This is a genomic window from Burkholderia sp. PAMC 26561, assembly GCF_001557535.2.
Taxonomy (GTDB): domain Bacteria; phylum Pseudomonadota; class Gammaproteobacteria; order Burkholderiales; family Burkholderiaceae; genus Caballeronia.
The window spans coordinates 743,377-768,259 of record NZ_CP014306.1; the positions used below are offsets into that span (position 1 = coordinate 743,377).

Sequence of the window (24,883 nt, forward strand, 5' to 3'; positions counted from 1 at the left end):
CGGCGCAAGAGAAGCAATCGTTTTGGCCTCTGCTATAGTCTTTCCCATCCTCCCTCTTTGAACCTCGCGTGGACCACATTCCCTTATGGGCGCAAATTTGCGCCATTTTTCTGCTGCTGTTTTTCTCCGCTTTTTTCTCGATTTCCGAAACATCGATGATGGCGCTCAATCGCCATCGCCTCAAACACCTCGCCAACCAGGGTTCGCTGCGCGCCCGCGTCACGCAGGGCCTGCTGGCCAAGACCGACCAGTTGTTGAGCGTGATCCTGATTGGCAACAATCTGATCAACACGATCATTTCGGCGCTGACCACCTCCATAGCGCTGCGCACTTTCGGACACGACAACATCGTGCTGTCGGTCGCAACCGGAATCGTCGCCTTCCTCATTATTGTGTTCGCGGAAATCGCGCCGAAGATTGTCGGCGCGACGTATCCGGAAAAAGTCGCATTGCCGGCGAGCCTGGTGCTCTCGCCGCTGATGCGCGTGGCCCGGCCGCTTGTGTGGTTCGTCAACCTGTTCGCAAATGGCGTGCTGCGGTTGCTGCGTATCAATACGAAGGGCGGCCGGGATCAGCGGCTTTCCACCGAGGAATTGCGCACTGTCGTGCTGGAATCCGGCAACTTCATGCCGACCAAGCACCGCAGCATCTTGCTGAACCTGTTCGACCTCGAAAACATCACGGTCGACGACGTGATGATCCCGCGCCGCCGGATAGAGTCGCTCGATTTCGATGCCCCTTTCGACACCATCCTTCATCAACTCGAAACCTGCTATCACAACAAGCTGGTCGTATATCAAGGCGATATAGATCGTGTGCTGGGCGTGCTGCACGTGAGAAAAACGCTGTCGGCGCTGCATAACCAGGAGTTCGAGCGCGAGACCTTGCGCGAGTTGCTCGCCGAACCGTACTTCGTTCCGGCCGGCACGCCCGTGTTCCAGCAACTGCAGTTTTTCCAGGAAAGCCGCCATCGGATTGCGATCGTGGTGAACGAATATGGCGAGTTGCAGGGCCTCGTCACGCCGGAAGACATCATTGAAGAACTGATAGGCGAATTCACGACCACCATCCCACGCGGCGCCGGTTCGAGCGGCGGCTGGAACGAGAACGGCGAATGCATTGTGGCCGGCAGCATGCCGCTGCGCGAACTGAACCGCTGGCTCAAGCTGACGCTTCCCACCGACGGCCCGAAAACGCTGAACGGGCTGATCCTCGAGACGCTCGAAGAGATTCCCGACGGCGATGTGAGCGTGCGCATTGCGGGCGTGCATTTCGAAGTAATGCGCAGCGACGATCAGGCCATTCGCACAGTGAAGGTCTTCCAGCCACAAGGCGTACTGCCCAAGAAACAAAAGTAAGAAAGATGGCGGTGTCATAAGAGGATGCGGTCCAGGGTTTCGGGTTGCACCAGATTGCCCTGTTTTGCGGGATCTGCGTCGCCGGTTGCATCGCGTTAGCCGTTCGGCCTAGTTTTTTGCGCCTGCGAGCGTTAGCCGTTCGGTCTAGTTTCAATCGATGGCGTGCAAGGTCATGATCGGGACATACCGATCACCGAGCCACGCCCATGTCCTCCTCCCCGCTTGCCGCCTTTTCCAGCCCGCCGCCGTTCAGCGCCCGGGCCGCCGAAGCTATCGCCGAGGCAGACAGCGCGCCCGCCGTCGCGCTTCTCACCGATACCTTGCGCGAAGCCGCGTCACGCGGCGCATCCGATATCCACGTCGAGCCTGGCGAGCACGAATGGCGAATCCGTTTGCGTATCGACGGCGCGCTGCACACGTATCTCACGCCGCCGCCCCACTTGCGCGATGCCTTCACCACGCGCATCAAAGTGCTGGCGCGGATGGACATTGCGGAGCGGCGCGTGCCACAAGACGGGCGCTTGCGGCTGCCGCTTGCAAATGGGAGTCCTGAGGACTATCGGGTCAATTCCCTGCCGGTGCTGTTTGGCGAGAAGCTCGTTTTGCGCCGGCTGGAGTCGCTGCCCAAGAATTTATCGTTGGCGGCACTCGGGCTTGCAGCCGATCAGCAGAGGAGCGTCGAGGCCGCAATCCAATCCACGCGCCGCACGGTCTTGTGCTCGTGACCGGTCCGACCGGCAGCGGCAAGACCTTGTCGTTGTATTGCTTCCTGCAGATGCTCAACGCCGAATCGCGCAATGTCTGCTCCGTTGAAGATCCCGCTGAAATCCACCTCGCCGGCATTAATCAGGTCAGCGTGCGGGACAAAGCCGGTCTCACCTTCGCGGTCGCGTTGCGGGCCTTCATGCGGCAGGACCCGGACGTGATCATGGTGGGCGAGATCCGCGACGCCGAGACCGCCGATGTCGCCGTGAAGGCGGCGCAAACCGGGCATCTCGTGCTCTCCACGCTTCACACGAACGACGCGCCCGCTGCCATCGCGCGCCTGATCGATATCGGCATTGCGCCGTACAACCTGGCATCGGCGCTCAGGCTCGTCACGGCTCAGCGGCTGGTGCGACGGCTTTGCGAAACATGCCGCGTGACGTCCGAACTGGAACTGGAGCCGGGTTTCCGGCCGCTCGAACCGCGGGGCTGTGCTGCGTGTCATGGCATCGGCTATCGCGGACGAGTTGGCGTGCATCAACTCATGCCCGTGTCCGATGCAATGCGCGAACTCATCGTTGCTCGCGCCGCCACGCATGCCGTCATGCGGCAGGCACGGAGCGAAGGCATGCCAAGCCTGCGCGACGCTGCCATCGCCCGGGTGCGGGAGGGCGTAACGAGCGTGGCGGAAGCTGCCAGTGCGACGGAGTCGGCTAATGCAACTACCGCAAACACCGCAAGCATCGCAACCATCCGATACTCGCTTCAACTGGCGAGGCATCGATGCCACCGGCGCGAACAAGCGGGGCAGGACAATTGCCATGGACGCCACGACTGCCCGCGCTGTGCTCAAGCGCAACGGCGTTACAGTGCTCGAACTCACAGGAATTGGACCGGCACCGCCGCCAAAAGCCAACGCCGCCGATGTCACCCTGTTTACCCGGCAACTCGCTGGCCTGCTGCGCGCCGGGCTGCCGCTTGCGCCATGTCTCGACCTGATCGCGAACACGCCTGCGCGCGGCGGCTTGCCGCGTATCGTCGGATTGGTTGCGCGGGACATCACGCAGGGCATCGCGTTTTCGGAGGCGCTCGGGCGTCATCCGGCGTGCTTCAACGCGCTGTATTGCCAGCTTGTATCGGTCGGTGAACTCGCCGGCGCGCTGCCGACCGTGCTCGCGCGCCTCGCGGAAGATCGCGAACGCGCGGGCGCCCAGCGGGCCAAGCTGCGTGCGGCGCTCACCTATCCGGTCGCCGTACTGCTGCTATCGCTTGTCATCACGGCAGGACTGCTGATCGGCGTGGTGCCGACGTTCAAGACCATCTTCGATGGCTTCGGCGCCAAGCTGCCCGCGCCGACGTTGTTCGTGCTGGCTTTGTCGGATGGTGTTGCGCGCTGGAGCGTACCGTTTGCGGTGTTCTGCACGATTTCCGTGATCGCATTCAAGCGTCTGCTTCAACGCGCGCCGTCAGTGCGCAGCGAATTCGACCGCGCCATGCTGAGATTGCCGCTGGCGGGCTCGCTGCTGCGCGCGCTGGCCGTCGCCCGATGGAGCCGCGCGCTGGGCACCCTGCTCGCAGCGGGAACGCCGCTGTCGGATGCGTTCGATTTGTTATCGAAGGCCACGGGCAACCGCATCTTCGATACTGCCACCGTCGAGATCGCCGGACGTCTGCGCCGCGGCGAACGACTCGCCGCCGCCATGCGCGCGGCCGGCTGCTTTCCGCCCGACGTCGTGCAACCCATAGCCGTCGCCGAAGAATCCGGGTCACTGGACGCAATGCTGCTCGATCTGGCTACACTGGGCGACCGTCAGGTCGACGAGAAAACCAGCGCTTTCGCCAGCTTGTGCGAGCCAGTGGTAATCGTGGTGCTGGGCGCGCTGGTGGGCGGCCTTGTCGTGGCGATGTATCTTCCGATCGTGCAGCTCGGGAACGTGGTGTAAGTAGTGTAGGATCGCAGCCGAATTCGACCCAGGACAGTCATGCATCCCTTGTATCAGGCGGAGTTTTCAGGCCGCTATCTCGACGCTTACGGTTCCGCTTTCGGCACCCTGCCGCTTGTGGCGCAGTATGGTTTCGCGATCGTCTTCGGGTTGGTGATCGGCAGCTTCCTGACAGTCGTCGTGCACCGTCTGCCGATCATGCTGGAGCGTGCGTGGCAGGCTGAAACCACTGCCGTGGAAAGCGATGTAAAACCGAAGCCAATAGAACGCTACAACCTCGCCGTCCCGCGCAGCGCATGTCCACATTGCGGCCACGTGCTGCGTCCATGGGAAAACATCCCGGTCGCAAGCTTTCTGCTGCTGCGCGGCCGTTGCGCCAAATGCCACGCCCGGGTGAGCGCGCGCTACCCAGTGACAGAGCTCGCGACCGCGCTGCTCGCTGCCCTCTCGCTCTATGCGTTCGGGCCCAATTGGATCGCACTCGCGGCGTTCGGCCTTTGCGGCACACTGCTCGCCATGAGCCTTATCGACTTCGACACCCGCTATCTCCCCGACTCGCTCACCTTGCCGCTGCTGTGGGCAGGCCTGATCGTCAATCTCGGCGATACAGGCTTTGCTCCGCTGCACGAAGCAGTGATCGGGGCCATCGTGGGATATCTGTTCCTGTGGTGCGTGTATTGGCTTTTCCGGCTCGTACGCGGCGTGGAAGGAATGGGCTACGGCGATTTCAAGCTGCTCGCCGCGCTCGGCGCGTGGCTCGGCTGGGAAGCGTTGCCCCAGATCGTGCTGGTCTCTGCCATTGCGGGCGCGATCTTCGGGCTGGTGGCGACCGGCATAGGCAAGATGCGCTTCGAGGAACCGCTGCCGTTCGGGCCCTTCCTCGCAGCGGGCGGCGTAATCACGCTTTTCTTCGGCACGCCGTTCTATACGCTTTTTGGATAAAGGGAGGATTCGCAAGATGTTCAGCATTGGCCTGACCGGCGGGATAGGAAGCGGCAAGACGACCGTGGCGGATATGTTCGCGGCGCTCGGCGTGACGGTCATCGACGCCGACCTGATCGCGCATCAGATCACCGCGCCAGGCGGCGTCGCCATGCCGCTGATCGAGATCGCGTTCGGCCCGGAGTTCGTCACCGCCGACGGCGCCATGGATCGCGCGAAAATGCGGGCCCGCGTGTTCACCGATCCCGCCGCCAAGGCACAACTCGAATCCATCACACATCCGTTGATCCGCGCGGAAAGCGAACGGCAACGCAGCGAAGCGCGCAGTGCGTATCACATCGTCGTGGTGCCGTTGCTGATCGAGGCAGGAGAACGCGCGAGCAAGGTGGACCGGATTCTCGTCGTCGATTGCCCGGTCGAAACGCAAATTGCACGTGTCATCCAGCGCAATGGTTTCGCCCAGGAGCAGGTGCTGGCGATCATCGCCCGGCAGGCGACACGCGAAGCGCGACTCGCCGCCGCCGATGACATCGTCGTCAACGACTCTGCCGCCACGCTACAGACATTGCAGCGCGAGGTCGACCTCCTGCACGCACGCTATATCGAGATGGCCGCGGCCGGCAGCAAAGCGCGTACCTAACAAGTGCATGCAACGCATTCGAATTTCTCACCATCGGCGCTGAAAATGCGCGCCAGATGTGATTGAACGTGGAGATTTGCTTGGGGTTTGATGCGGCATTAGAATGTCCTCACTTTCCGCATCGAAACTATCGACCAACGCCGAGGCGAGCGCGCTTGATCCTTTACGAGTACCCCTTCAACGAGCGAATCAGGACGCTGCTGCGTCTCGAAGATCTTTTCGAGCGCTTCACCTTCTTTCTGACTCAAGAAGACCCGCGCGAACACCACGCTGCATTGACCACGCTGTTCGAGATCGCCGAAGTCGCCGGACGGACCGACCTGAAAGCCGACCTGATGAAGGAACTGGAACGGCAACGCCAGACGCTGGCGCCGTTTCGGGGCAATCCCGGAATCGAGCAGGACGCGCTGGAGTCGGTGCTGGGCGAGATCGAACAGACGCTTGCCGGGCTCGGACAGATGCAGGGCAAGACCGGCCAGCATCTCGCGGACAACGAATGGCTCGCCAGTATTCGCAGCAGGACGATCATTCCGGGTGGAACTTGCCGCTTCGACTTGCCGTCGTACTTTGCGTGGCAGCAGTGCCCAGCGGAACAACGTCGCGGCGATATCGCAAAGTGGGTCACACCCATGCTGCCGTTGCGCGACGCTGCCATTATCGTGCTGCGACTGGCACGCGAATCGGGCCAGGCATCGAAGGTAATGGCAATGCAGGGCAGCTATCAGCAGATGCTGTCGGGCCGGACGTATCAGTTGATGCAGGTACGAGTGCCGTCGGATACGCGGCTGATTCCCGAGGCGAGCGCGAACAAGTACATGCTGTGGGTGCGTTTTACGGTGCAGGACGGCGATTTGAGGCCCCGCGCCGTCGATGCCGACATTCCGTTTCACCTGACACTGTGCAGTCTTTAAATCGGGCTAAAAACCCTTATTTATCGAACTCAATCTTTATCAGATCCGTACTGCCGAATGACTACCATCGTTAAATGCCCGACTTGCGCGAAAGATGTGCGCTGGGTTCCGGAAAGCCGGTTCCGCCCGTTTTGTTCAGATCGTTGCAAGCAGATCGATCTTGGCGCGTGGGCGACCGAGAAGTACAAGATTGGCGGCGGTCAGCAGGACACGCCGCCAGATGACGACCATAGCGGCCTCAACTAAACGCTTCAAATCGCGCTTTATATCGCCCTAAGCCGCCTCTGCCGCGAGCCATTCGAGCACTGGAATGGCAGCGGGTAGCAACGGCGTCACATCGGCGGGAAGATGTTGCCAGGCAAGCGCCTGACCTTCCCGGCCGACCGGCTCACCTTTCCACGCCGTCACCTTGCAGAAGTAAAGCCGCACGTAGGCATGCGGATAATCGTGTTCCAGCGTCCGCCAGCGCTCGCAAGCGGTCACATCGATACCCAGTTCCTCGTGCAATTCCCGCACGAGCGCCGTTTCCACGCTTTCACCCGCCTCCAACTTGCCGCCCGGAAATTCCCAGTAACCCTCATACGGTTTGCCTTCGGGACGTTGCGCCAATAGATAGCGGCCATCCGGCTGAACGAGCACGCCGACCGCGACATCGGTCATCTTGCGCCCGTCGGGCGCCGTGGTTGGAAGCGGCGCCGCGCTCATGCCTTGCGGCCCGAATAGTCGCGTGCGAATTGCCACGCGACGCGGCCTGAGCGCGAGCCACGTTCGAGCGCCCAGACGAGCGCGTCGCCGCGCGCATTCGTGATTTGTTCTTCCGGACAGCCAAAATGCTTCAGCCAATGTCCAACAATGGTCAGGTAGTCGTCCTGCTTGAACGGGTAGAAGCTTACCCACAGGCCGAATCGCTCGGACAGCGAGATCTTCTCCTCGACCACTTCGCCCGGATGAATCTCGCCATCCGATGTGTGCTTGTAGGTCTCGTTGTCGCTCATGTATTCGGGCAACAAATGGCGGCGATTCGACGTCGCGTAGATCAGCACGTTGTCCGATTGCGCCGAGATCGATCCGTCGAGCGCCACTTTCAGCGCCTTGTAACCTGACTCGCCGTCTTCGAACGAAAGGTCATCGCAGAAAACGATAAACCGCTCCGGCCGCGCCGAAATCAGGTCGACGATGTCTCCAAGATCGTGCAAATCGTCCTTGTCGACTTCGATCAGCCGCAACCCTTCCGACGCATACGCGTTCAGGCACGCCTTGATGAGCGACGACTTGCCCGTCCCGCGCGCCCCTGTGAGCAACACGTTGTTCGCCGGCGCCTTGCGCACGAACTGCCGTGTGTTCTGCTCGATCAACTGCTTCTGACGTTCGATATTGCAAAGGTCATCGAGCGAAAGCGCCGACAGATTCGGCACCGGCTGCAAAAAGCCACGTCCTTGACGCTTGCGCCAGCGGAACGCCACGGCCTTATCCCAGTCGATTTCAGGCGCGGCGGGCGGCAACATCCCTTCAACACGTGCGAGAACGGCTTCAGCACGCGTCAGAAACTGTTCGAGTTTATCCATGGGAGAGTTCGGGTTCAGGAGCGATAGTCGGCGTTGATGCTGACGTAATCGTGCGAAAGGTCGCACGTCCAGACAGTGGCACGGGCCTCGCCGCGGCCGAGCAGGACGCGGATCGCGATCTCGCTCTTCTTCATCACGCGCTGGCCGTCTTCCTCGCGATACTCGGGATTGCGGCCGCCCTTTTTCGCGACGAGGACATCGTCGAGATACAGATCGATCTTGTTCACGTCCAGGTCCGTCACACCCGCATAGCCGATGGCCGCGAGGATCCGGCCGAGGTTCGGGTCCGATGCATAAAACGCGGTCTTGACGAGCGGCGAGTGACCGATAGCGTACGCGATCTGCCGGCATTCCGCTTCGCTCGTGCCGCCTTCGACCGTCACCGTCATGAACTTCGTCGCGCCTTCGCCGTCGCGCACGATCAGTTGCGCCAGCTCTTGTGCAACCGAAGTCACGGCGTCGCGCAACGCGGCATAAGCGGGAGAATCTGTGGAATCGATCAAGGGCAATGTCGACTTGCCCGACGCGATCACGATGAACGAGTCGTTAGTCGATGTATCCCCGTCGATGGTGATGCAATTGAACGAGCGATCCGCGACGTGTTTGATCAGCGTGTCGAGCACGGACTGGGACACGGCGGCGTCGCAGGCGAGAAAACCCAGCATGGTGGCCATGTTCGGCCTGATCATGCCGGCGCCCTTGCTGATGCCCGAGAGCGTGATCGTGTGGCCATCGATCTGAACCTGACGCGATGCCGCTTTCGGCAAAGTGTCGGTGGTCATGATGGTTTGTGCGGCGTCGAACCAATGATTGGGCTTCTGGTTCGCAATCGCCGCCGGCAACCCCGCAGTCAACCTGTCGATAGGCAACGGCTCCAGGATCACGCCCGTCGAAAACGGCAGGATCTGCGCGGCGTCGAGGCCCAGCAACGCGGCAAGCGCGGTACAGGTCTCGCGCGTATGCGCCATGCCCGGCTCCCCCGTTCCCGCGTTTGCGTTACCGGTATTCACGACCAGCGCGCGGATGCCCTTGCCGCCCGCGCGCACGGCGTCGAGATGCTCGCGGCACACCGTCACGGGCGCAGCGCAAAAGCGGTTCAGGGTGAACACGCCGCCAACCGTCGCGCCTTCATCGATCTGCACAACGAGCAAATCCTTGCGATTCGGTTTTCGGATATTCGCCTCGGCCCAGCCTAGCGTGACGCCGGAGACGGGATGCAGGTTGGCGGGATTGATCGAGGGGAAATTGACGGCCATGTTCGCGACTCGCTGAAAGTGGCGAGTGCCGGTGCGCAGGAAAACGCAACGACACGAAAGATGAATGAAACGGTGCCTGACTCGATGAAAGACGGACGCCCGCGAAACGAAAATACCTAAAACACAAACGCAAGAAACAAAACCAATCGGCCAAAGACAAACGACGCATCACTGCGTCGCCTGTCCTGGATGTTTCAACCTGCCAAAGCGTTCAGACCGCCGATTATGCGAGCTTGCCGTGACAGTTTTTGTACTTCTTCCCGCTGCCGCACGGGCACGGGTCGTTACGGCCAACCTTCGGGACGTCGTCAGTGGACACGTGGGTCGCGACCGTGGTGTCATCACCGTATGCCATGGCCTGATTGACCATTTGAGCGGTCGCGTCGGCAGCAACTGCTGCAGCGGCGCCGCTGCCGTCGAAGTCAGCATGCTGGAACGACACGTTTTCCAGATGGCTGCCCTTCTCTTCGTACTGCTCGGCGGCTTCTTCAAGCTGTTCCGGCGACTGGATCTGCACGTTCATTACAACGCGCGTGACTTCCTGCTTCACCGAATCCAGCATCGCGGCGAACAATTCGAACGCTTCGCGCTTGTATTCCTGCTTCGGGTTCTTCTGCGCATAACCACGCAGATGGATGCCCTGACGCAAGTGATCGAGCGCGGCGAGATGCTCGCGCCAGCGGCTGTCGAGCGTCTGCAACATGATCGAACGCTCGAACGCGCTGAACGACTCACGCCCGACCAGCGCGACTTTCGCCTCGTAGGCTTCGTCGGCGGCAGCGACTACAGCTTCGAGAATTTCGTCGGCATCGATGGAATTCGACTCGTTGATCATCTCCTGAACCGCGAGATCGAGCGACCAGTCGTTGCGCAGCGCTTCCTCGAGTTCCGGCGCGCTCCACTGCTCCTCGATGCTTCCCGCCGGCACGTACGTGCGCGTCACTTCGGTGATCACGCTCTGACGCATGGCGGTGATGGTCTCAGCAACGTCGGTTGCCTCCAGCAATTCATTGCGCTGCTGGTAGATCACCTTGCGCTGATCGTTCGATACATCGTCGTATTCGAGCAGTTGCTTGCGGATATCGAAGTTGCGCGCTTCGACCTTGCGCTGCGCCGATTCGATCGAACGCGTCACGATGCCCGCCTCGATCGCCTCGCCTTCCGGCATCTTCAGGCGGTCCATGATGGAACGCACACGATCGCCCGCGAAAATACGCAGCAGCGGATCATCCAGCGACAGATAGAAGCGTGAGGAACCCGGATCGCCCTGCCGGCCTGCACGGCCGCGCAATTGGTTGTCGATACGACGCGATTCATGGCGTTCCGTACCGACAATGTGCAATCCGCCCGCCGCCTTCACGCGGTCGTGCAGCGCTTGCCATTCGTCTTCGAGCGCCTTGATGCGACGTTGTTTCTCGTCTTCAGCCAACGCTTCGTCGGCAATGATGAACGACGACTGCTTCTCGACGTTCCCACCCAACACGATGTCCGTACCGCGCCCGGCCATGTTCGTCGCGATGGTCACAGCGCTCGGGCGACCCGCCTCGGCAACGATCGCGGCTTCGCGTGCGTGCTGCTTGGCGTTCAGCACTTCGTGCTTGAGGCCGGCCTGGGTGAGCAAACCCGAAAGCAGTTCCGATGCTTCAATCGATGTCGTACCAACCAGCACGGGCTGTCCGCGCTCGACACAATCGCGAATGTCGCGCGTGACGGCGTCGTAACGTTCCTTGGCGGTCTTGTAGATCTGATCCTGCTTGTCGATCCGTTTTGGCGGACGATTCGTCGGAATCACGACGGTTTCGAGACCGTAGATCTCATTGAATTCGTACGCTTCGGTGTCGGCCGTACCGGTCATGCCGGACAGCTTGGAATACATGCGAAAGAAGTTCTGGAACGTGATCGACGCAAGCGTCTGGTTCTCGTTCTGGATCTTGACGTGTTCCTTCGCTTCCACGGCCTGATGCAAACCGTCCGACCAGCGGCGGCCGGTCATCATGCGGCCCGTGAATTCGTCGACGATCACGACTTCATTGCCTTGAACCACGTAATGCTGGTCGCGGAAGAACAGCGTGTGCGCACGCAACGCGGCATACACATGGTGCATCAGCGTGATGTTCTGCGGCGCGTAGAGGCTTTCGCCTTCACCAATCAGGCCCCACTCGGCTAGGAGCCGTTCGGCTTTCTCGTGACCTTGTTCGGTCAGGAACACCTGACGGGCTTTTTCGTCGAGCGTGAAGTCGCCCACCTTTTCGACGCCCGTGCCGTCCGCCTTCTCTTCGCCGATCTGCTGCTCGAGCAGCGGCGGCAGCGCGTTCATGCGCACGTAGAGTTCGGTGTGATCCTCGGCCTGGCCGGAGATGATCAGCGGCGTACGCGCTTCGTCGATAAGAATCGAGTCAACCTCGTCGACGACCGCAAAGTTCAACGGCCGCTGCACGCGTGCGTTGGTCTCGTAGACCATGTTGTCGCGCAGGTAGTCGAAGCCGAACTCGTTGTTCGTGCCGTACGTGATGTCTGCGGCGTAGGCTTCCTGCTTCTGCGCGTGTTCCATCTGCGACAGGTTGATGCCCCACGACAACCCCAGGAAGTTGTAGAGCTTGCCCATCCACTCGGCGTCGCGCTGTGCGAGGTAATCGTTCACCGTCACCACATGCACGCCACGTCCGGACAACGCGTTCAGATACGCGGCAAGCGTGGCGACGAGCGTCTTGCCCTCGCCCGTGCGCATTTCCGCGATCTTGCCGTAGTGCAGCACCATGCCGCCGATGAGCTGCACGTCGAAGTGCCGCATTTTCAGTACGCGCTTGCTGGCCTCCCGGCACACCGCGAACGCTTCAGGCAGCAACCGGTCGAGCGATTCGCCGCTCGCGACGCGCTGACGGAATTCTTCGGTCTTGGCCCGCAGTTGCTTGTCCGTGTACTGCTCGATCGTCGGCTCGAAAGCATTGATCGCCGCAACGGTCTTTTGGTATTGCTTGACTAGGCGCTGGTTGCGACTGCCAAAAAACTTTTGGAGGAAACCGGTGGTCATCGGATCAGTGTCTGCGTCGCGGTATCGGCTTGGAGCGCGCTGGGTGCATCCCAGTCCGGGGAACCTCGGCGGCTTCAGTCCATGGGTGAAAACGAATCGAGGATTTTAGCACGCGCCCCCGCTGGAGCCTGTACCGCCATCTTTTGTGTTACAGCACCCCGGCGTTATGTTTGTCGGCGTTGACACGCAAAGCGTGCCGTCGTGTTGCACGATGCGCGGCGTTACAATCTGCGAACCGCCGCCAGCCCTGCATACTCCAAAAAATGAGCCGTTTCCCGCCGAATTCAAGGCCGCCGCAACGCTTCGATCCGCGTAAGCCCCAGGCGTTGTCCGACGTCCTCGGCCGCACCAGCGAGTTCCTTGCGCTACGGGCGGGCGTCGAGCAGGTGACGGCGCTCCAGCGCGACCTGATGGCGTTGCTGCCGGACTATCTGGGCGCGAACGTGGAACCGGGGTTCATCAAAGATGGCGTGCTTTCGCTTTTTGCCGGACATAACGCGCTGGCGGCGCGTCTGCGGCACATCGAGCCGCGTCTCTTGGTGGATTTGCAGCAACGCGGCTGGGCCGTGACCGCACTGAAGATCCGTGTTCGTCCACAAGCAATGAAAGAAGTGATTCCGCCGAAGCAAGCCCGGATGTCTGCCGCCGGCGCGGATGCGCTTCAAACGCTGGCTGAAACGCTCGAGCCGTCGCCGCTTCAGGAAGCGCTCGCGAAAATGGCGGCGCGTCATCAGGCGAAAGCACAAAAAAAATGAGCGGCGCCCGAAAGCTGCCACTCATTCTCATATTATTGCTCTGATTATTTACTGATCACGCGAACGCCGTTTGCGTATCGAAAGCAAAACCGCGCGGCGCCGCTTGCTTGTCTTCAAACGTCACGATCTCATACGAGTCTTCGTGCGCCAGCAATTCACGCAGCAACATATTGTTCATTGCGTGACCGCCTTTATAGGCCGCGTAAGACGCCAGCAACGGGTGACCGACCACATAAAGGTCACCAATCGCGTCGAGCATCTTGTGCTTCACAAACTCGTCTTCGTAACGCAAACCATCGTTATTCAGAATTCGATACTCGTCCAGAACAATGGCGTTATCCATGCTGCCGCCACGCGCCAGACCGAGCTCGCGCATCATTTCGACTTCATGCGCAAACCCGAACGTCCGTGCCCGGGCAATATCCCGAACGTATGACGTATGGGCGAAATCGACTTCGAGTGCCTGACCGGTCTTATCGACGGCCGGATGGCGGAAATCAATGGTGAACTTCAGTTTGAAGCCGAAATACGGATCGAGACGAGCGAACTTGTCGCCGTCGCGGATTTCAACCGGCTTCGTCACCTTGATGAATTTCTTGGCCGCGTTCTGTTCCTCAATACCCGCCGATTGAATCAGAAACACGAATGAAGCAGCGCTGCCGTCCATGATCGGGATTTCTTCAGCAGTGACATCGACATAAAGGTTGTCGATACCCAGTCCGGCGCAAGCCGACATCAAATGCTCGATGGTCGAAACGCGCGCGCCGTCCTTCTGCAACACAGAAGCCAGGCGCGTGTCGCCGATAGCCAAAGCCGAGGCCGGAATATCGACCGGCTCAGGCAAATCGATACGCGCAAAAACGATCCCGGTGTTCGCCGGTGCGGGCCGAAGCGTCAGATCGACCTTGCGGCCAGAGTGCAGGCCGATCCCGACGGTTTTGACGATGGTTTTGATGGTTCGCTGCTTCAACATGATTTTTTTCGCTTCGATTGTGACTCTCGATTGAGAGAATCAATCGTGAATTTGTATTCAATAGCGCGAAGTATACTCCAATCCCTTCGCGTCGTCCCGAGCGGGAACGTTGCAACTTGTTTCTCCCCGTTACTGCCTCGGCTCGGTACGCGAGAACCAAATTCACGCGAAAGCAAATAGGGTCGGGCCGATACCCAGGACGGAGGCGTTCCCGGATATCGGCGCCGCGTTACGGCTTTGTTGCGACTTTGTCATGCGAGTTCCAGAAGACACGCGATGGCGTCCTTTCCTGTTGCGGCAATGCAACAAACACCGGGCATATCGACCGCCAGCACAACATTGTTAAAACACATCAGCCCAACGTCGCGAGGACGCTTTCAGCGCTGCTGACTTCAAACTTGCCGGGTGCTTCGACATTCAGCGTCTTGACCACGCTGTTGTCGACCACCATGGCGTAGCGCTGGGAGCGAATTCCCATGCCACGCTCCGACAGATCCTGATCGAGGCCGAGTGCTCGAGTAAAACGCGCGCTGCCGTCGGCGATCATCTTCACCTTGCCCGAGGTTTGAAGATCGCGTCCCCACGCGCTCATCACGAACGCGTCGTTGACGGAGACACACCAGATTTCATCGATACCCGCCGCGGCCAGTTTCTCCGCATTATCGATAAAACCCGGCACGTGCCTGGCGGAACAGGTGGGCGTGAATGCACCCGGCAATCCGAAGATCACCACGCGTTTGCCCGCCGTCCGCTCGCGCACCGAGAACCCGTATGGTCCCACGGCGCAGCCTTCCGTCGCCACGTCGATAAATTCGTAGAGGCGTTCGTCCGGCAGCGTTTCACCTGTCTTGATCATTGTTCGGCCTTTCACTGAGTCAGTGCTGAACACGCCAGCGATTCAAACTTTTCCTTCCGAGAGACGTTCGCCGCACCGCTGCTTACGTATCGATACGCATCGATCTCATCCCAATATAGACGATGATGAACGTTATCGAAGCGGTCACGCCGCCACAGTCCAGCATCCATAAGACGCGGCCTGAAAACGAACGCATGACAACCCATCTCCTGAGACCTTTGCCTTTGGGCGCTTACATCAAAGCGACACGCCCCGGCAAAAGGCATCAGTCGGCTTGCTTGCGCAAAAACGCCGGAATGTCATACGTATCCACACCCTTTTCCTGCAGCGCCTGCACGTGCGAGGCCGCGGTTTCACGCGTCTGACGCCATACAGCCGGTGCTTCCAGCGCGCCGTAATCCGTGCCGTTCGACTGCTGCGGCGCGTAGCTGTGCTGTGCGTGCGCGATCGGCGAGTTGTCCGTGCCGGTGCGCAGCAGGGTCATCGGTGCAGCTTGTTGTTTCTTTGCAGCGCGGCCAAGGCCCGTTGCCACGACCGTCACGCGCAATGCATCGCCCATGGCGTCGTCATACACCGCGCCGAAAATCACGGTCGCGTCTTCTGCCGCGTACGACTTGATCGTGTTCATCACTTCACGCGTTTCCGACAAACGCAGCGAACGGCTCGACGTGATGTTCACCAGCACGCCACGTGCGCCCGACAGATCCACGCCTTCCAGCAGCGGGCTTGCAACCGCCTGTTCTGCCGCCAAACGCGCACGATCGACGCCGGCAACCGTCGCCGTGCCCATCATCGCCTTGCCTTGCTCGCCCATCACCGTCTTCACGTCTTCGAAGTCGACGTTGACCAGCCCGTCGACGTTGATGATTTCCGCGATACCGGCAACAGCGTTGTTCAATACGTCGTCAGCGCACTGGAAGCACTTGTCCATCTCGGCGTCGTCGCCCATCACCTCGAACAGCTTGTCGTTCAGAACGACGATCAGCGAGTCGACGTGATCCTCCAGTTGCTGCGATCCAGCTTCAGCCACGCGCATGCGGCGGCCACCTTCAAATTCGAACGGCTTGCTGACTACACCAACGGTGAGAATGCCCATTTCCTTCGCGATCTGTGCCACGACCGGTGCTGCACCCGTACCCGTGCCGCCACCCATGCCCGCGGTGATGAACACCATGTGCGCGCCGCGCAGTGCATCGGCGATACGCTCGCGCGCATCTTCCGCTGCGGCACGGCCCATGTCCGGCTTGGCGCCAGCGCCGAGGCCCGTGTTGCCCAACTGGATCACCGACGAAGCACGCGAGCGTGCAAGCGCCTGCGCATCCGTATTCATGACGATGAAATCCACGCCCTGCACGCCGCGGTTGATCATGTGCTGTACTGCATTACCGCCCGCGCCACCAACACCGACGACCTTGATGATCGTTCCGTTGGTTTCCGTTTCCAGCATTTCGAAATCCATATTGCCTCCGTCAAGAATGAAAATCGGCGTTATTCGGCAAGAGATCGGGCAACCTCTTGTCGCGCGCCAGCCGCCGGCACCAGCGCGAATTTGTATTTAAAAATTCCCAAGGAACCAGTCTTTCATGCGTCCAAAAACCTGTCCCATCGATCCTGATTGCACCGCGACCTTGCGCCCGCGCATGCGTTGCGAACGACCTTCGACGAGCAAACCCATCGCCGTGGAATAACGCGGGTTGCGAACCACGTCCGCCAGGCCGCCCGCGTATTCGGGCACGCCAATGCGCACCGGCTTCAGGAAGATGTCTTCGCCGAGTTCGACCATGCCGGGCATCATCGACGCGCCGCCGGTCAGCACCACGCCGCTGCTGAGCAATTCTTCGTAACCCGACTCGCGCACCACTTGCTGCACGAGCGAGAACAGTTCTTCCACGCGCGGTTCGACAACCGCTGCAAGTGCCTGACGCGACAACGTGCGCGGACCGCGCTCGCCGAGTCCCGGCACTTCGATCATTTCGTCCGGATCGGCGAGCGCCTGCTTCGCGATGCCGTAGCTCACCTTGATGTCTTCGGCGTCGGGCGTCGGCGTGCGCAGGGCCATGGCGACATCGCTCGTGATCTGGTCGCCGGCAATAGGAATGACCGCCGTATGACGAATCGCGCCTTCGCTGAAAATGGCGATGTCCGTCGTGCCGCCGCCGATATCGACGAGCACAACGCCAAGTTCCTTTTCGTCTTCCGTCAGCACCGCCAGCGACGAAGCCAGCGGCTGCAGGATCAGGTCGTTCACTTCGAGCCCGCAGCGGCGCACGCATTTCACGATGTTCTGCGCCGCGCTCACCGCGCCCGTCACGATATGCACCTTCACTTCCAGCCGAATGCCGCTCATGCCGATCGGCTCACGCACATCTTCCTGGCCGTCGATGATGAATTCCTGCGTGAGGATATGCAGCACCTGCTGGTCGGTCGGGATGTTGATCGCCTTGGCCGTTTCGATCACGCGCGCCACATCGGTCTGCGTGACTTCCTTGTCCTTGATCGCGACCATGCCGCTCGAATTGAAGCTGCGAATGTGGCTTCCGGCAATGCCGGTGAACACATTCGTGATCTTGCAATCGGCCATCAATTCGGCTTCTTCGAGCGCGCGCTGGATCGACTGGACCGTGGCTTCGATATTCACCACCACGCCCTTCTTCAATCCCTTCGAGTCGCTCTGTCCGAGCCCGATCACCTCGTAGTGGCCTTCGCCCTTCAACTCGGCGACGATCGCCACCACCTTCGACGTCCCGATGTCGAGGGCGACCAGCAAGTCTTTGTAGTCTTTGCTCATAGCGTGCTCATTGCCTGTGATGTCCCTTACTTCTTCGCTTTGTCGGTGTCGCTGATGAAACGCATGCCGGCGGCCTTGATTGCGAAGCCGTTCGGATAGCGCAAATCCGCGTACTCGATGTCATTTCCCCACCGCCCCGTCACCGACGTCCACGCAGCCACAAACCGTTTGCTGCGATCGAACAACGTGTCCTGATTGCGCTCGCGCCCCAGTTCGATCTGCGTACCGTTCGAAAGCTTCACTGTCCACGCGTATCGCGGCGACAAGATGACTTCTTCCGGATGCGCGTCGAGCGGCGCAAACCACTTCGTAAAATCGTGATACCGCGCGACCACTTCTTTCGCCGATCCATCCGGCCCTTCGAACGCAGGCAAGTCGTCGTCGAGTTCGCCCTGGTTCGCCGTGAACAGATCACCGTCCACGCTCACCAGTTGATCCGTACCCCACGTGCCGAGCGGCTTGAATTCTTCCAGCGTCACCGCCAGCGCATTCGGCCACACACGACGCACGCTTGCATGACGCACCCACGGCATTTGTTCGAACGCGGCGCGCGCTGCGTCCAGATCAACGGTGAAGAAGTTGCCCTTCAAATGCCCCACCACGCTTGCACGTACGGTCGGCGAATTGATGTGCAGCGTGTCGCCATCGATCTGGATTTCGCGCAGGCGAAACTCCGGCCGCTGGATCGCCCAGTAACCGGCGGCCCCGAGCAGCACGAACACGAGCAATACGTGCAGTGCGTTGGCCGTGAGGTTCATCTGGCGAGCGTTATTCCACATGTTCTGTACGTTCCAAACCCGGTCTCAATCCTGCAATGTCAGCGACAACACCTTCACCACCAATTCCATGTAGCTGATCCCGACTGCCCGCGCCGCTTTCGGCGGCAGCGAGTGATCGGTCATGCCCGGCGCCGTGTTCACTTCGAGGAAATACGGATTGCCGTCGCCGTCCATCATGAAATCGGCACGGCCCCAGTCCGTGCAACCGAGCACATCGAACGCGCGGCGCGAAAGCTGTTTCATGCGCGCTTCGTCGGCGGGCGTCAGGCCGCAGGGAATCGGATACTGCGTGTCGTCAGCGATGTACTTCGCGTTGTAGTCGTAGAACTCACCGGCCGGCACGATCTTGATGATCGGCAAGTCCAGGTCGCCCGCGATACAGCACGTGTATTCGCCACCGCCTTCAACGCTTTTCTCGACGAGCACGATCTTGTCGAACTTCGCCGCTTCGATCAGCGCCGGCACCAGCGTTTCCGCGCTCTTCACCTTGATCACGGCAACGCTCGAACCTTCGCTCGCCGGCTTCACGAACAGCGGCAAGCCGAGCTTCGCAATGCTTCGCTGCGCTGCATTTTCGTAGTCATCGCCGCGCAGCACGACTTCGAAAGGCGGCGTGGGCACGCCCGTTTGTTGCCACACGAGCTTGGTGCGGAATTTATCGAGCCCGAGCGCCGAACCCAGCACGCCGCTGCCCGTGTACTTGATGCCGTAGAAATCGAGCGCGCCCTGCAACTGGCCGTTCTCGCCATACCCGCCATGCAACGCGATGAACACGCGCGCAAAGCCTTCCGACTTCAAGTCGGCGAGCGGCCGCTCAGCGGGATCGAACGGATGTGCGTCGATACCTGCATCGCGCAGTCCCTGCAGCACGAGACGCCCCGAATTCAGCGATACCTCGCGCTCGGCCGTTTCCCCGCCAAGCAGCACGGCGACTTTGCCGAACACCTTCGGGTCGATTGCGGATGTGCTCACGTTACTTGTCATTTCAAAACCTTCGAATCCTGAACTTGCGCGGTCAGCCGGCCACATACGCCGCCAATAGAGCCCGCGCCCATCGTTATCACCACGTCGCCGTTGCGTGCCAGCGTGGCAATCGCGTCCGGCATCTCATCCACTGTTTCCACGAAGACCGGTTCCACTTTTCCCGCCACGCGAATTGCACGAGCGAGCGCGCGGCCATCGGCGGCGACGATCGGCGCTTCGCCTGCTGCATAGACTTCGGTGAGCACGAGGGCATCGACGGTCGACAACACGCGTACGAAATCCTCGAAGCAATCACGCGTGCGCGTGAACCGGTGCGGCTGGAACGCGAGCACGAGACGCCGGTCTGGAAACGCGCCGCGCGCGGCTGCAACCGTTGCGGCCATCTCGACCGGGTGATGACCGTAGTCATCGATCAGCGTGTACGCACCGCCTTCCGCCGACTTTACTTTCACTTCGCCGTAACGCTGGAAGCGGCGGCCCACGCCTGTAAATTCCTGCAATGCCCTCTGGATATCGGCATCGGCGACTTCAAGTTCAGTCGCAATCGCAATGGCGGCCAACGCGTTCTGCACGTTGTGCGTGCCCGGCAGGTTCAACACGATGTCGAGCGGCTTCGCGTCTTCGCGCAAGGTCGTGAAATGCATCTTGCCGTCGCGCGCCTCCACGTTCACCGCGCGCACTTGCGCTTCGGCGCCGAGGCCGTAGCGGATGATCGGCTTCGAGACGAACGGCAGGATTTCACGCACGTTCGGATCATCCACGCACAGCACGGCGATCCCATAGAACGGCAGTCGGTGCGTGAACTCGATGAACGCCTGCTTGAGCCGCGCGAAGTCGTGGCCGTACGTGTCCATGTGATCGGCATCGATGTTCGTGATGACTTCGATCACCGGGAAAAGATTGAGGAACGACGCGTCCGATTCATCGGCTTCAGCCACGATGAAATCGCCCGTCCCCAGTCGCGCATTCGCACCGGCGCTGATCAGGCGGCCGCCGATCACGAACGTGGGATCGAGGCCGCCCGCTGCCAGCACGCTTGCTACCAGAGAGGTGGTCGTGGTCTTGCCGTGCGTGCCGGCAATCGCGATGCCCTGCTTGAGCCGCATCAGCTCCGCGAGCATCACGGCGCGCGGCACGATCGGGATCCGCCGATGACGTGCGGCCAGCACTTCGGGGTTATCGGAGCGAACAGCGGTCGAGACGACCACGGCGTTCGCGCCATCGATATTCTCTTCACGATGCCCGATCGCCACGCGCGCACCCAGCGTGGTCAAACGATCGGTCACGCCATTGCTCGCCAGGTCCGAGCCACTGACCTGGTAACCGAGGTTGAGCAGCACCTCGGCAATGCCGCTCATCCCCGCGCCGCCGATGCCGACGAAGTGAATGTGTTTGACGATATGTTTCATGGCTGGATTTCCTTCGGCGCTTGTATCAGCGCGCTCAAGCCGGCTACATCGGCGCAGACCCGGCCGACACGTTCAGTTGCGTCGGGTTTCGCCAGGGCGCGCGCTTTCACCGCCATCTGGCTGAGCGTCTCGCGGGTCTGATCGCGCAACCAGCCGGCAAGCTTTTCCGCCGACAAATCGCGCTGTTGTATCAAGTGAGCCGCACCCTCGTTGGCGAGGAACGCGGCATTGGTTGTCTGGTGGTCGTCGACGGCAAAGGGAAACGGCACGAACAACGCCGCCACGCCCACGGCCGCGATTTCGGAAACGGTCATCGCGCCCGAGCGGCAGATCACGAGATCGGCCGCAGCGTACGCGCTTGCCATATCGTCGATGAACGGTACGAGCTGCACGTCTTCATCCGATGTCAGGCCTGCTGCCGCGTAGTTCGCCTTCAATGCATCGATATGCTTCGCTCCAGCCTGATGCACGACATGCGGACGCGCCGCCGGATCGAGCAACGCAAGCGCTTTCGGTACGGTTTCATTCAAAGCGGCTGCACCCAGACTGCCCCCGACGACCAGAACATTGAGACGCGCGTCAGGCTTCACATTCCGCGCGGCGTAGCGTTCTTTGGGTGACAGAGTCTCAGCAAGTTCCGCACGAACTGGATTTCCGGTCCATTCGGCATTCGGCAGCGCGTTCGGGAACGCGACAAGAACCCGCTTGGCGATGTGCGCGAGCACCTTGTTCGCCAGTCCCGCGATGGAATTCTGTTCGTGCAGCACGAGCGGCGTGCCGCTCAGCTTCGACATCAAACCAGCCGGGAACGTGATGTATCCGCCCATGCCGAGCACTACATCAGGCTTCACCGAACGCAGCGCGCGCAGGCTTTGCGAACACGCGCGCAGCAGGTTCACCGGCAACATCAGCTTCGTCTTGAGACCCTTGCCGCGCACGCCGCCAAAGCGCACGTATTCCATCGCGATGCCGTGCTTCGGCACGAGCGTCGCTTCCATGCCCGCCGCATTGCCGAGCCACACCACACGCCAGCCGCGCGCCTGCATCCAGTGAGCGACCGCGAGCCCCGGGAACACATGTCCCCCGGTGCCGCCGGCCATCACCATCAGCGTGCCTGTGCGTTGTGATGCAGGTCTTGTCATACCTTGCCCCCACGCATCAGGACGCGGTTTTCGTAGTCCACGCGCATCAGCACTGCAAGTGCGACACAGTTCAGCAAGATGCCCGAACCGCCGTAACTCACGAGCGGTAACGTCAGACCTTTGGTCGGCAGAAGCCCGAGATTCACGCCCATGTTGATGAACGTCTGCGCCCCGAACCACAAGCCGATGCCCTTCGCCATCAGACCGGCAAACGTGCGGTCGAGCGCAAGCGCCTGGCGGCCGATCTCGAATGCGCGACGCACGATCCAGTAGAACAGCAGGATCACGACGATCACGCCGACGAATCCGAGCTCCTCGCCGATTACCGCCAGGATGAAGTCGGTATGCGCTTCAGGAAGATAGTTGAGCTTCTCGACGCTGCCGCCAAGCCCTACGCCGAACCATTCGCCACGGCCGAATGCGATCAGCGAGTGCGTCAACTGATAGGCCTTGCCTTGGGCATAGCGGTCATCCCACGGATCGAGGTAAGCGAAGATCCGCTCACGGCGCCATGGCGATGCCCAGACCAGCAGCGCAAACGTGCCGACCGCCGTAGCGACCAGTCCGCCGAACAGCTTGGCGTTCACGCCGCCGAGGAACAGCACGCCCATCGCGATACACGCGATCACCATAAACGCGCCCATGTCCGGTTCGAGCAGCAGCAACGCGCCGACGAAGCCGACGGCGACTGCCATCGGCAAGAAGCCGCGGCCGATGCTGTGCATGAACTCTTGCTTGCGCACGGTGTAGTTCGCCGCGTAGATGGTCACGGCGAGCTTCATGATTTCCGATGGCTGCATGTTCGTGATGCCAAGCGGAATCCAGCGGCGCGCGCCGTTCACGCCCTTGCCGATGTGCGGAATCAGCACGATCACCAGCATGAACAGCGAAATCAGGAAGAACTTCCCGGCGTATTTGTCCCATGTCGAGACCGGGATCTTGAACGCGATGATCGACGCGACCACGGCGGTCGCTATCGATATGAGATGGCGCACCAGGAAGAAGTAGTCGCGGTACTGCGCGTACTTCGGCGAATCCGGCATGGCGATGGACGCCGAGTACACCATGACAATGCCAAGCCCCAGCAACGCGATGGTCACCCACAGCAGCGAGTAATCGTAGTCGAGCATGCGCGAACGGGCCGGCTTCACGCCATTGACCGCGCTCGAGATGCCGCTCGCGCGTTCGGCCACGCGTGCACCGAGACCACCAAGCGAGCCCACGCCTGCCACGCGCGATGAACGCCCGCCAAGCGAGGCGCTGTCGTTCGCGACGGCGTTGCGTTGTCCTGTCAGCTTCGAGCCAAAACGTTCGGACCAGCTCATAGCATTACCCCCCGGTCTGCAGCAATATCAGCCACCGCTTGCCGGAAAACATCCGCGCGATGTGCATAGTTCTTGAACATGTCGAAGCTTGCGCACGCCGGCGACAACAACACGGCGTCGCCGGGCTGGGCCAGTTGCGCCGCCGCTTGCGTCGCGGCTTCGAGCGTTTCGTGGTCGTGCAATGGCACGGCCGTGTTTGCCAGCGCTTCACGAAGACGCGGTGCATCGCGGCCGATCAGCAGCACCGCGCGGCACCAGCGTTCCACCGGCGCTTCGAGCGGCGAAAAGTCCTGGCCTTTGCCATCGCCACCGGCAATCAGCACGGACTTCTGCGCGAGACCATCCAGTGCAGCGACGGTTGCGCCGACGTTCGTGCCTTTGCTGTCATCGACGAAATCGATGCCGTCGATCTGCCCGATCACTTCCACGCGATGCGGCTCGCCCTTGTATTCACGCAAGCCATGCAGCAATGAAGCCAAGGGCAAATCCACCGCACGCGCGAGCGCCAGGGCAGCCAGCGCATTCGCCGCGTTGTGCAGGCCGCGAACACGCAACGCATCCACCGGCATCAGGCGCTTCGAATACACGTTCGGCTCGGCCGCGACATCGCTTTTACGGCGACGCGCGGGCGCGGGTTCATCGCTGAGATCACGGTCGTGACCTTGCGCAAGCCACGCAATGCCGTTCTCGCGCAGCAACCCGAAGTCGCCGAGACGCGCCGGTTCGTCAAGCCCGAACGTCACGACCTTCGCTGCATTTCCCGAAGCAAGCTTCATGGTCCGCGCGTCGTCACGATTCAGCACGCGCACGGTCTTCACACCGAAGATGCGGCCTTTCGCGGCGGCGTACGCATCGAGCCCGCCGTGCCAGTCCAGATGGTCTTGCGTGATATTCAGCACGGCAGCAGCGTCCGGCGCGAACGAGTGTGCCGTCTCAAGCTGAAAACTCGACAGCTCCAGCACCCAGACATCGGGCAGCGCGGTGTTGTCGATTGCTTCGCTGAGCTTGTCCAGCATGGCCGGGCTGATGTTTCCCGCCACCGCCACGGTCTTGCCGGCACGCTCGCACAACAACCCGGTCATGGCGGTCGTCGTGGTCTTGCCGTTGGTGCCCGTAATGGCAATCACCTTCGGCGTGTAGCCGTTCGCGCCAAGCGACTTCAACGCTTGCGCGAACAATTCCAGCTCGCCCCACACAGGGACGCCGCGTTCCCGCGCGGCGTCGAGGAGCGGCCTCAAATCATCAGCCAGAGGCGACAGTCCCGGGCTGATTGCAACAATCTCGATCCCGCCATCGAGCAGCGCCGGCGTGAATTCACCGCCGACGAAATCTGCATCGATGCCGTGCACTGCGAGTTCCGACAGATTCGGCGGCGTGGCGCGGGTATCGGCCACGCGCAGACGGCACCCGTGACGCGCGCACCAGCGCGTCATCGCGAGGCCGGATTCACCGAGCCCCAGCACAAGCACCATCGGACTCTGCCGATCGAAGAACTTCTCGCCAAACATCGCTTTACCTTTT

The 24,883-nt window shown here is 61.1% G+C and carries 21 protein-coding genes and 1 pseudogene; 8 read left to right on the forward strand and 14 right to left on the reverse strand.

The window, feature by feature from the left end; genetic code table 11:
- Window positions 1-68 precede the first annotated feature (68 nt).
- From AXG89_RS03470 to yacG, 7 genes and pseudogenes are all read left to right on the forward strand, one after another.
- The gene (locus AXG89_RS03470; RefSeq protein WP_062167997.1) at window positions 69-1,358 is read left to right on the forward strand and encodes an HlyC/CorC family transporter; all 1,290 of its coding nucleotides are present in this window, start codon (window positions 69-71) and stop codon (window positions 1,356-1,358) included.
- A gap of 206 nt (window positions 1,359-1,564) precedes the next feature.
- Window positions 1,565-2,778: pseudogene (locus AXG89_RS03475) on the forward strand (GspE/PulE family protein); the annotation flags it as partial.
- A 1-nt stretch (window position 2,779) separates the two neighbouring features.
- Window positions 2,780-4,006, forward strand: a complete 1,227-nt coding sequence (locus AXG89_RS03480; protein WP_062167999.1) for a type II secretion system F family protein — start codon at window positions 2,780-2,782, stop codon at window positions 4,004-4,006.
- 39 nt (window positions 4,007-4,045) lie between these two features.
- The gene (locus tag AXG89_RS03485; protein ID WP_062168001.1) at window positions 4,046-4,948 is read left to right on the forward strand and encodes a prepilin peptidase; all 903 of its coding nucleotides are present in this window, start codon (window positions 4,046-4,048) and stop codon (window positions 4,946-4,948) included.
- Between the two features lie 16 nt (window positions 4,949-4,964).
- A complete protein-coding gene (gene coaE, locus AXG89_RS03490; protein WP_062168003.1) occupies window positions 4,965-5,588 on the forward strand; it encodes a dephospho-CoA kinase in 624 nt (207 codons plus the stop codon).
- A gap of 155 nt (window positions 5,589-5,743) precedes the next feature.
- Window positions 5,744-6,499, forward strand: a complete 756-nt coding sequence (zapD, locus tag AXG89_RS03495; RefSeq protein ID WP_062000318.1) for a cell division protein ZapD — start codon at window positions 5,744-5,746, stop codon at window positions 6,497-6,499.
- Between the two features lie 57 nt (window positions 6,500-6,556).
- Complete coding sequence (gene yacG, locus AXG89_RS03500; RefSeq protein ID WP_062000319.1) at window positions 6,557-6,745, forward strand: DNA gyrase inhibitor YacG; 189 nt, start codon at window positions 6,557-6,559, stop codon at window positions 6,743-6,745.
- Window positions 6,746-6,772: 27 nt separating this feature from the next.
- On the opposite strand, the gene mutT is transcribed toward yacG, so the two are convergent.
- The 4 genes from mutT to secA all read right to left on the reverse strand — a co-directional run bounded on the left by mutT (window position 6,773) and on the right by secA (window position 12,351).
- Window positions 6,773-7,204, reverse strand: a complete 432-nt coding sequence (gene mutT / locus AXG89_RS03505) for an 8-oxo-dGTP diphosphatase MutT (RefSeq protein WP_062168004.1) — start codon at window positions 7,202-7,204, stop codon at window positions 6,773-6,775.
- The gene (locus AXG89_RS03510) at window positions 7,201-8,064 is read right to left on the reverse strand and encodes an ATP-binding protein (protein WP_062168006.1); all 864 of its coding nucleotides are present in this window, start codon (window positions 8,062-8,064) and stop codon (window positions 7,201-7,203) included. Before AXG89_RS03510 ends, mutT begins: the two co-directional genes overlap by 4 nt.
- Before the next feature lie 14 nt (window positions 8,065-8,078).
- Window positions 8,079-9,320 (reverse strand): bifunctional glutamate N-acetyltransferase/amino-acid acetyltransferase ArgJ, encoded by a 1,242-nt coding sequence (gene argJ, locus AXG89_RS03515; RefSeq protein WP_062168008.1) that lies wholly within the window; start codon window positions 9,318-9,320, stop codon window positions 8,079-8,081.
- 223 nt (window positions 9,321-9,543) lie between these two features.
- Complete coding sequence (secA, locus tag AXG89_RS03520; protein WP_062168011.1) at window positions 9,544-12,351, reverse strand: preprotein translocase subunit SecA; 2,808 nt, start codon at window positions 12,349-12,351, stop codon at window positions 9,544-9,546.
- Between the two features lie 263 nt (window positions 12,352-12,614).
- On the opposite strand from secA, the gene AXG89_RS03525 reads away from it, so the two are divergent.
- On the forward strand, window positions 12,615-13,106 hold the full coding sequence (locus AXG89_RS03525; RefSeq protein ID WP_062168013.1) for a DciA family protein: 492 nt from the start codon (window positions 12,615-12,617) through the stop codon (window positions 13,104-13,106).
- Between the two features lie 55 nt (window positions 13,107-13,161).
- Here the strand turns inward: AXG89_RS03525 and lpxC are convergent, their stop codons facing one another.
- The 10 genes from lpxC to murD all read right to left on the reverse strand — a co-directional run bounded on the left by lpxC (window position 13,162) and on the right by murD (window position 24,870).
- Window positions 13,162-14,079 carry a UDP-3-O-acyl-N-acetylglucosamine deacetylase gene (gene lpxC, locus AXG89_RS03530; protein WP_062000325.1) on the reverse strand — a complete coding sequence of 306 codons (918 nt, stop codon included), beginning with the start codon at window positions 14,077-14,079 and terminating at the stop codon, window positions 13,162-13,164.
- A gap of 352 nt (window positions 14,080-14,431) precedes the next feature.
- Window positions 14,432-14,935 carry a peroxiredoxin gene (locus AXG89_RS03535; protein ID WP_062168015.1) on the reverse strand — a complete coding sequence of 168 codons (504 nt, stop codon included), beginning with the start codon at window positions 14,933-14,935 and terminating at the stop codon, window positions 14,432-14,434.
- A gap of 265 nt (window positions 14,936-15,200) precedes the next feature.
- Window positions 15,201-16,394: a cell division protein FtsZ gene (gene ftsZ / locus AXG89_RS03540; RefSeq protein ID WP_062000327.1), complete on the reverse strand. Its 1,194-nt coding sequence runs from the start codon at window positions 16,392-16,394 to the stop codon at window positions 15,201-15,203.
- A gap of 96 nt (window positions 16,395-16,490) precedes the next feature.
- Window positions 16,491-17,723, reverse strand: coding sequence for a cell division protein FtsA (ftsA, locus tag AXG89_RS03545; protein WP_062000328.1), 1,233 nt, complete (start codon window positions 17,721-17,723; stop codon window positions 16,491-16,493).
- A gap of 26 nt (window positions 17,724-17,749) precedes the next feature.
- The gene (locus tag AXG89_RS03550) at window positions 17,750-18,502 is read right to left on the reverse strand and encodes a cell division protein FtsQ/DivIB (RefSeq protein WP_062168016.1); all 753 of its coding nucleotides are present in this window, start codon (window positions 18,500-18,502) and stop codon (window positions 17,750-17,752) included.
- 24 nt (window positions 18,503-18,526) lie between these two features.
- On the reverse strand, window positions 18,527-19,474 hold the full coding sequence (locus AXG89_RS03555; protein WP_442861742.1) for a D-alanine--D-alanine ligase: 948 nt from the start codon (window positions 19,472-19,474) through the stop codon (window positions 18,527-18,529).
- 8 nt (window positions 19,475-19,482) lie between these two features.
- Entirely contained in the window at window positions 19,483-20,895 is a 1,413-nt protein-coding gene (gene murC, locus AXG89_RS03560; RefSeq protein WP_062168020.1) for a UDP-N-acetylmuramate--L-alanine ligase, read from the reverse strand.
- Window positions 20,892-22,037 carry an undecaprenyldiphospho-muramoylpentapeptide beta-N-acetylglucosaminyltransferase gene (gene murG / locus AXG89_RS03565; RefSeq protein ID WP_062168022.1) on the reverse strand — a complete coding sequence of 382 codons (1,146 nt, stop codon included), beginning with the start codon at window positions 22,035-22,037 and terminating at the stop codon, window positions 20,892-20,894. The genes murC and murG overlap by 4 nt, the downstream gene beginning before the upstream one ends.
- A complete protein-coding gene (gene ftsW / locus AXG89_RS03570) occupies window positions 22,034-23,362 on the reverse strand; it encodes a putative lipid II flippase FtsW (protein ID WP_062168024.1) in 1,329 nt (442 codons plus the stop codon). The genes murG and ftsW overlap by 4 nt, the downstream gene beginning before the upstream one ends.
- Window positions 23,359-24,870, reverse strand: a complete 1,512-nt coding sequence (gene murD, locus AXG89_RS03575; protein ID WP_062168026.1) for a UDP-N-acetylmuramoyl-L-alanine--D-glutamate ligase — start codon at window positions 24,868-24,870, stop codon at window positions 23,359-23,361. Before murD ends, ftsW begins: the two co-directional genes overlap by 4 nt.
- Between the last annotated feature and the right edge of the window lie 13 nt (window positions 24,871-24,883).

Coding starts and splice junctions, on each gene's coding strand:
- argJ (WP_062168008.1), bottom strand. CDS start 9,320: ATGGCCGTCAATTTCCCCTCGATCAATCCCGCCAACCTGCATCCCGTC.
- coaE (WP_062168003.1), top strand. CDS start 4,965: ATGTTCAGCATTGGCCTGACCGGCGGGATAGGAAGCGGCAAGACGACC.
- secA (WP_062168011.1), bottom strand. CDS start 12,351: ATGACCACCGGTTTCCTCCAAAAGTTTTTTGGCAGTCGCAACCAGCGC.
- ftsZ (WP_062000327.1), bottom strand. CDS start 16,394: ATGGATTTCGAAATGCTGGAAACGGAAACCAACGGAACGATCATCAAG.
- AXG89_RS03510 (WP_062168006.1), bottom strand. CDS start 8,064: ATGGATAAACTCGAACAGTTTCTGACGCGTGCTGAAGCCGTTCTCGCA.
- AXG89_RS03480 (WP_062167999.1), top strand. CDS start 2,780: ATGCAACTACCGCAAACACCGCAAGCATCGCAACCATCCGATACTCGC.
- yacG (WP_062000319.1), top strand. CDS start 6,557: ATGACTACCATCGTTAAATGCCCGACTTGCGCGAAAGATGTGCGCTGG.
- AXG89_RS03525 (WP_062168013.1), top strand. CDS start 12,615: ATGAGCCGTTTCCCGCCGAATTCAAGGCCGCCGCAACGCTTCGATCCG.
- ftsW (WP_062168024.1), bottom strand. CDS start 23,362: ATGAGCTGGTCCGAACGTTTTGGCTCGAAGCTGACAGGACAACGCAAC.
- ftsA (WP_062000328.1), bottom strand. CDS start 17,723: ATGAGCAAAGACTACAAAGACTTGCTGGTCGCCCTCGACATCGGGACG.
- murC (WP_062168020.1), bottom strand. CDS start 20,895: ATGAAACATATCGTCAAACACATTCACTTCGTCGGCATCGGCGGCGCG.
- lpxC (WP_062000325.1), bottom strand. CDS start 14,079: ATGTTGAAGCAGCGAACCATCAAAACCATCGTCAAAACCGTCGGGATC.
- AXG89_RS03550 (WP_062168016.1), bottom strand. CDS start 18,502: ATGTGGAATAACGCTCGCCAGATGAACCTCACGGCCAACGCACTGCAC.
- mutT (WP_062168004.1), bottom strand. CDS start 7,204: ATGAGCGCGGCGCCGCTTCCAACCACGGCGCCCGACGGGCGCAAGATG.
- murD (WP_062168026.1), bottom strand. CDS start 24,870: ATGTTTGGCGAGAAGTTCTTCGATCGGCAGAGTCCGATGGTGCTTGTG.
- murG (WP_062168022.1), bottom strand. CDS start 22,037: ATGACAAGACCTGCATCACAACGCACAGGCACGCTGATGGTGATGGCC.
- AXG89_RS03485 (WP_062168001.1), top strand. CDS start 4,046: ATGCATCCCTTGTATCAGGCGGAGTTTTCAGGCCGCTATCTCGACGCT.
- AXG89_RS03535 (WP_062168015.1), bottom strand. CDS start 14,935: ATGATCAAGACAGGTGAAACGCTGCCGGACGAACGCCTCTACGAATTT.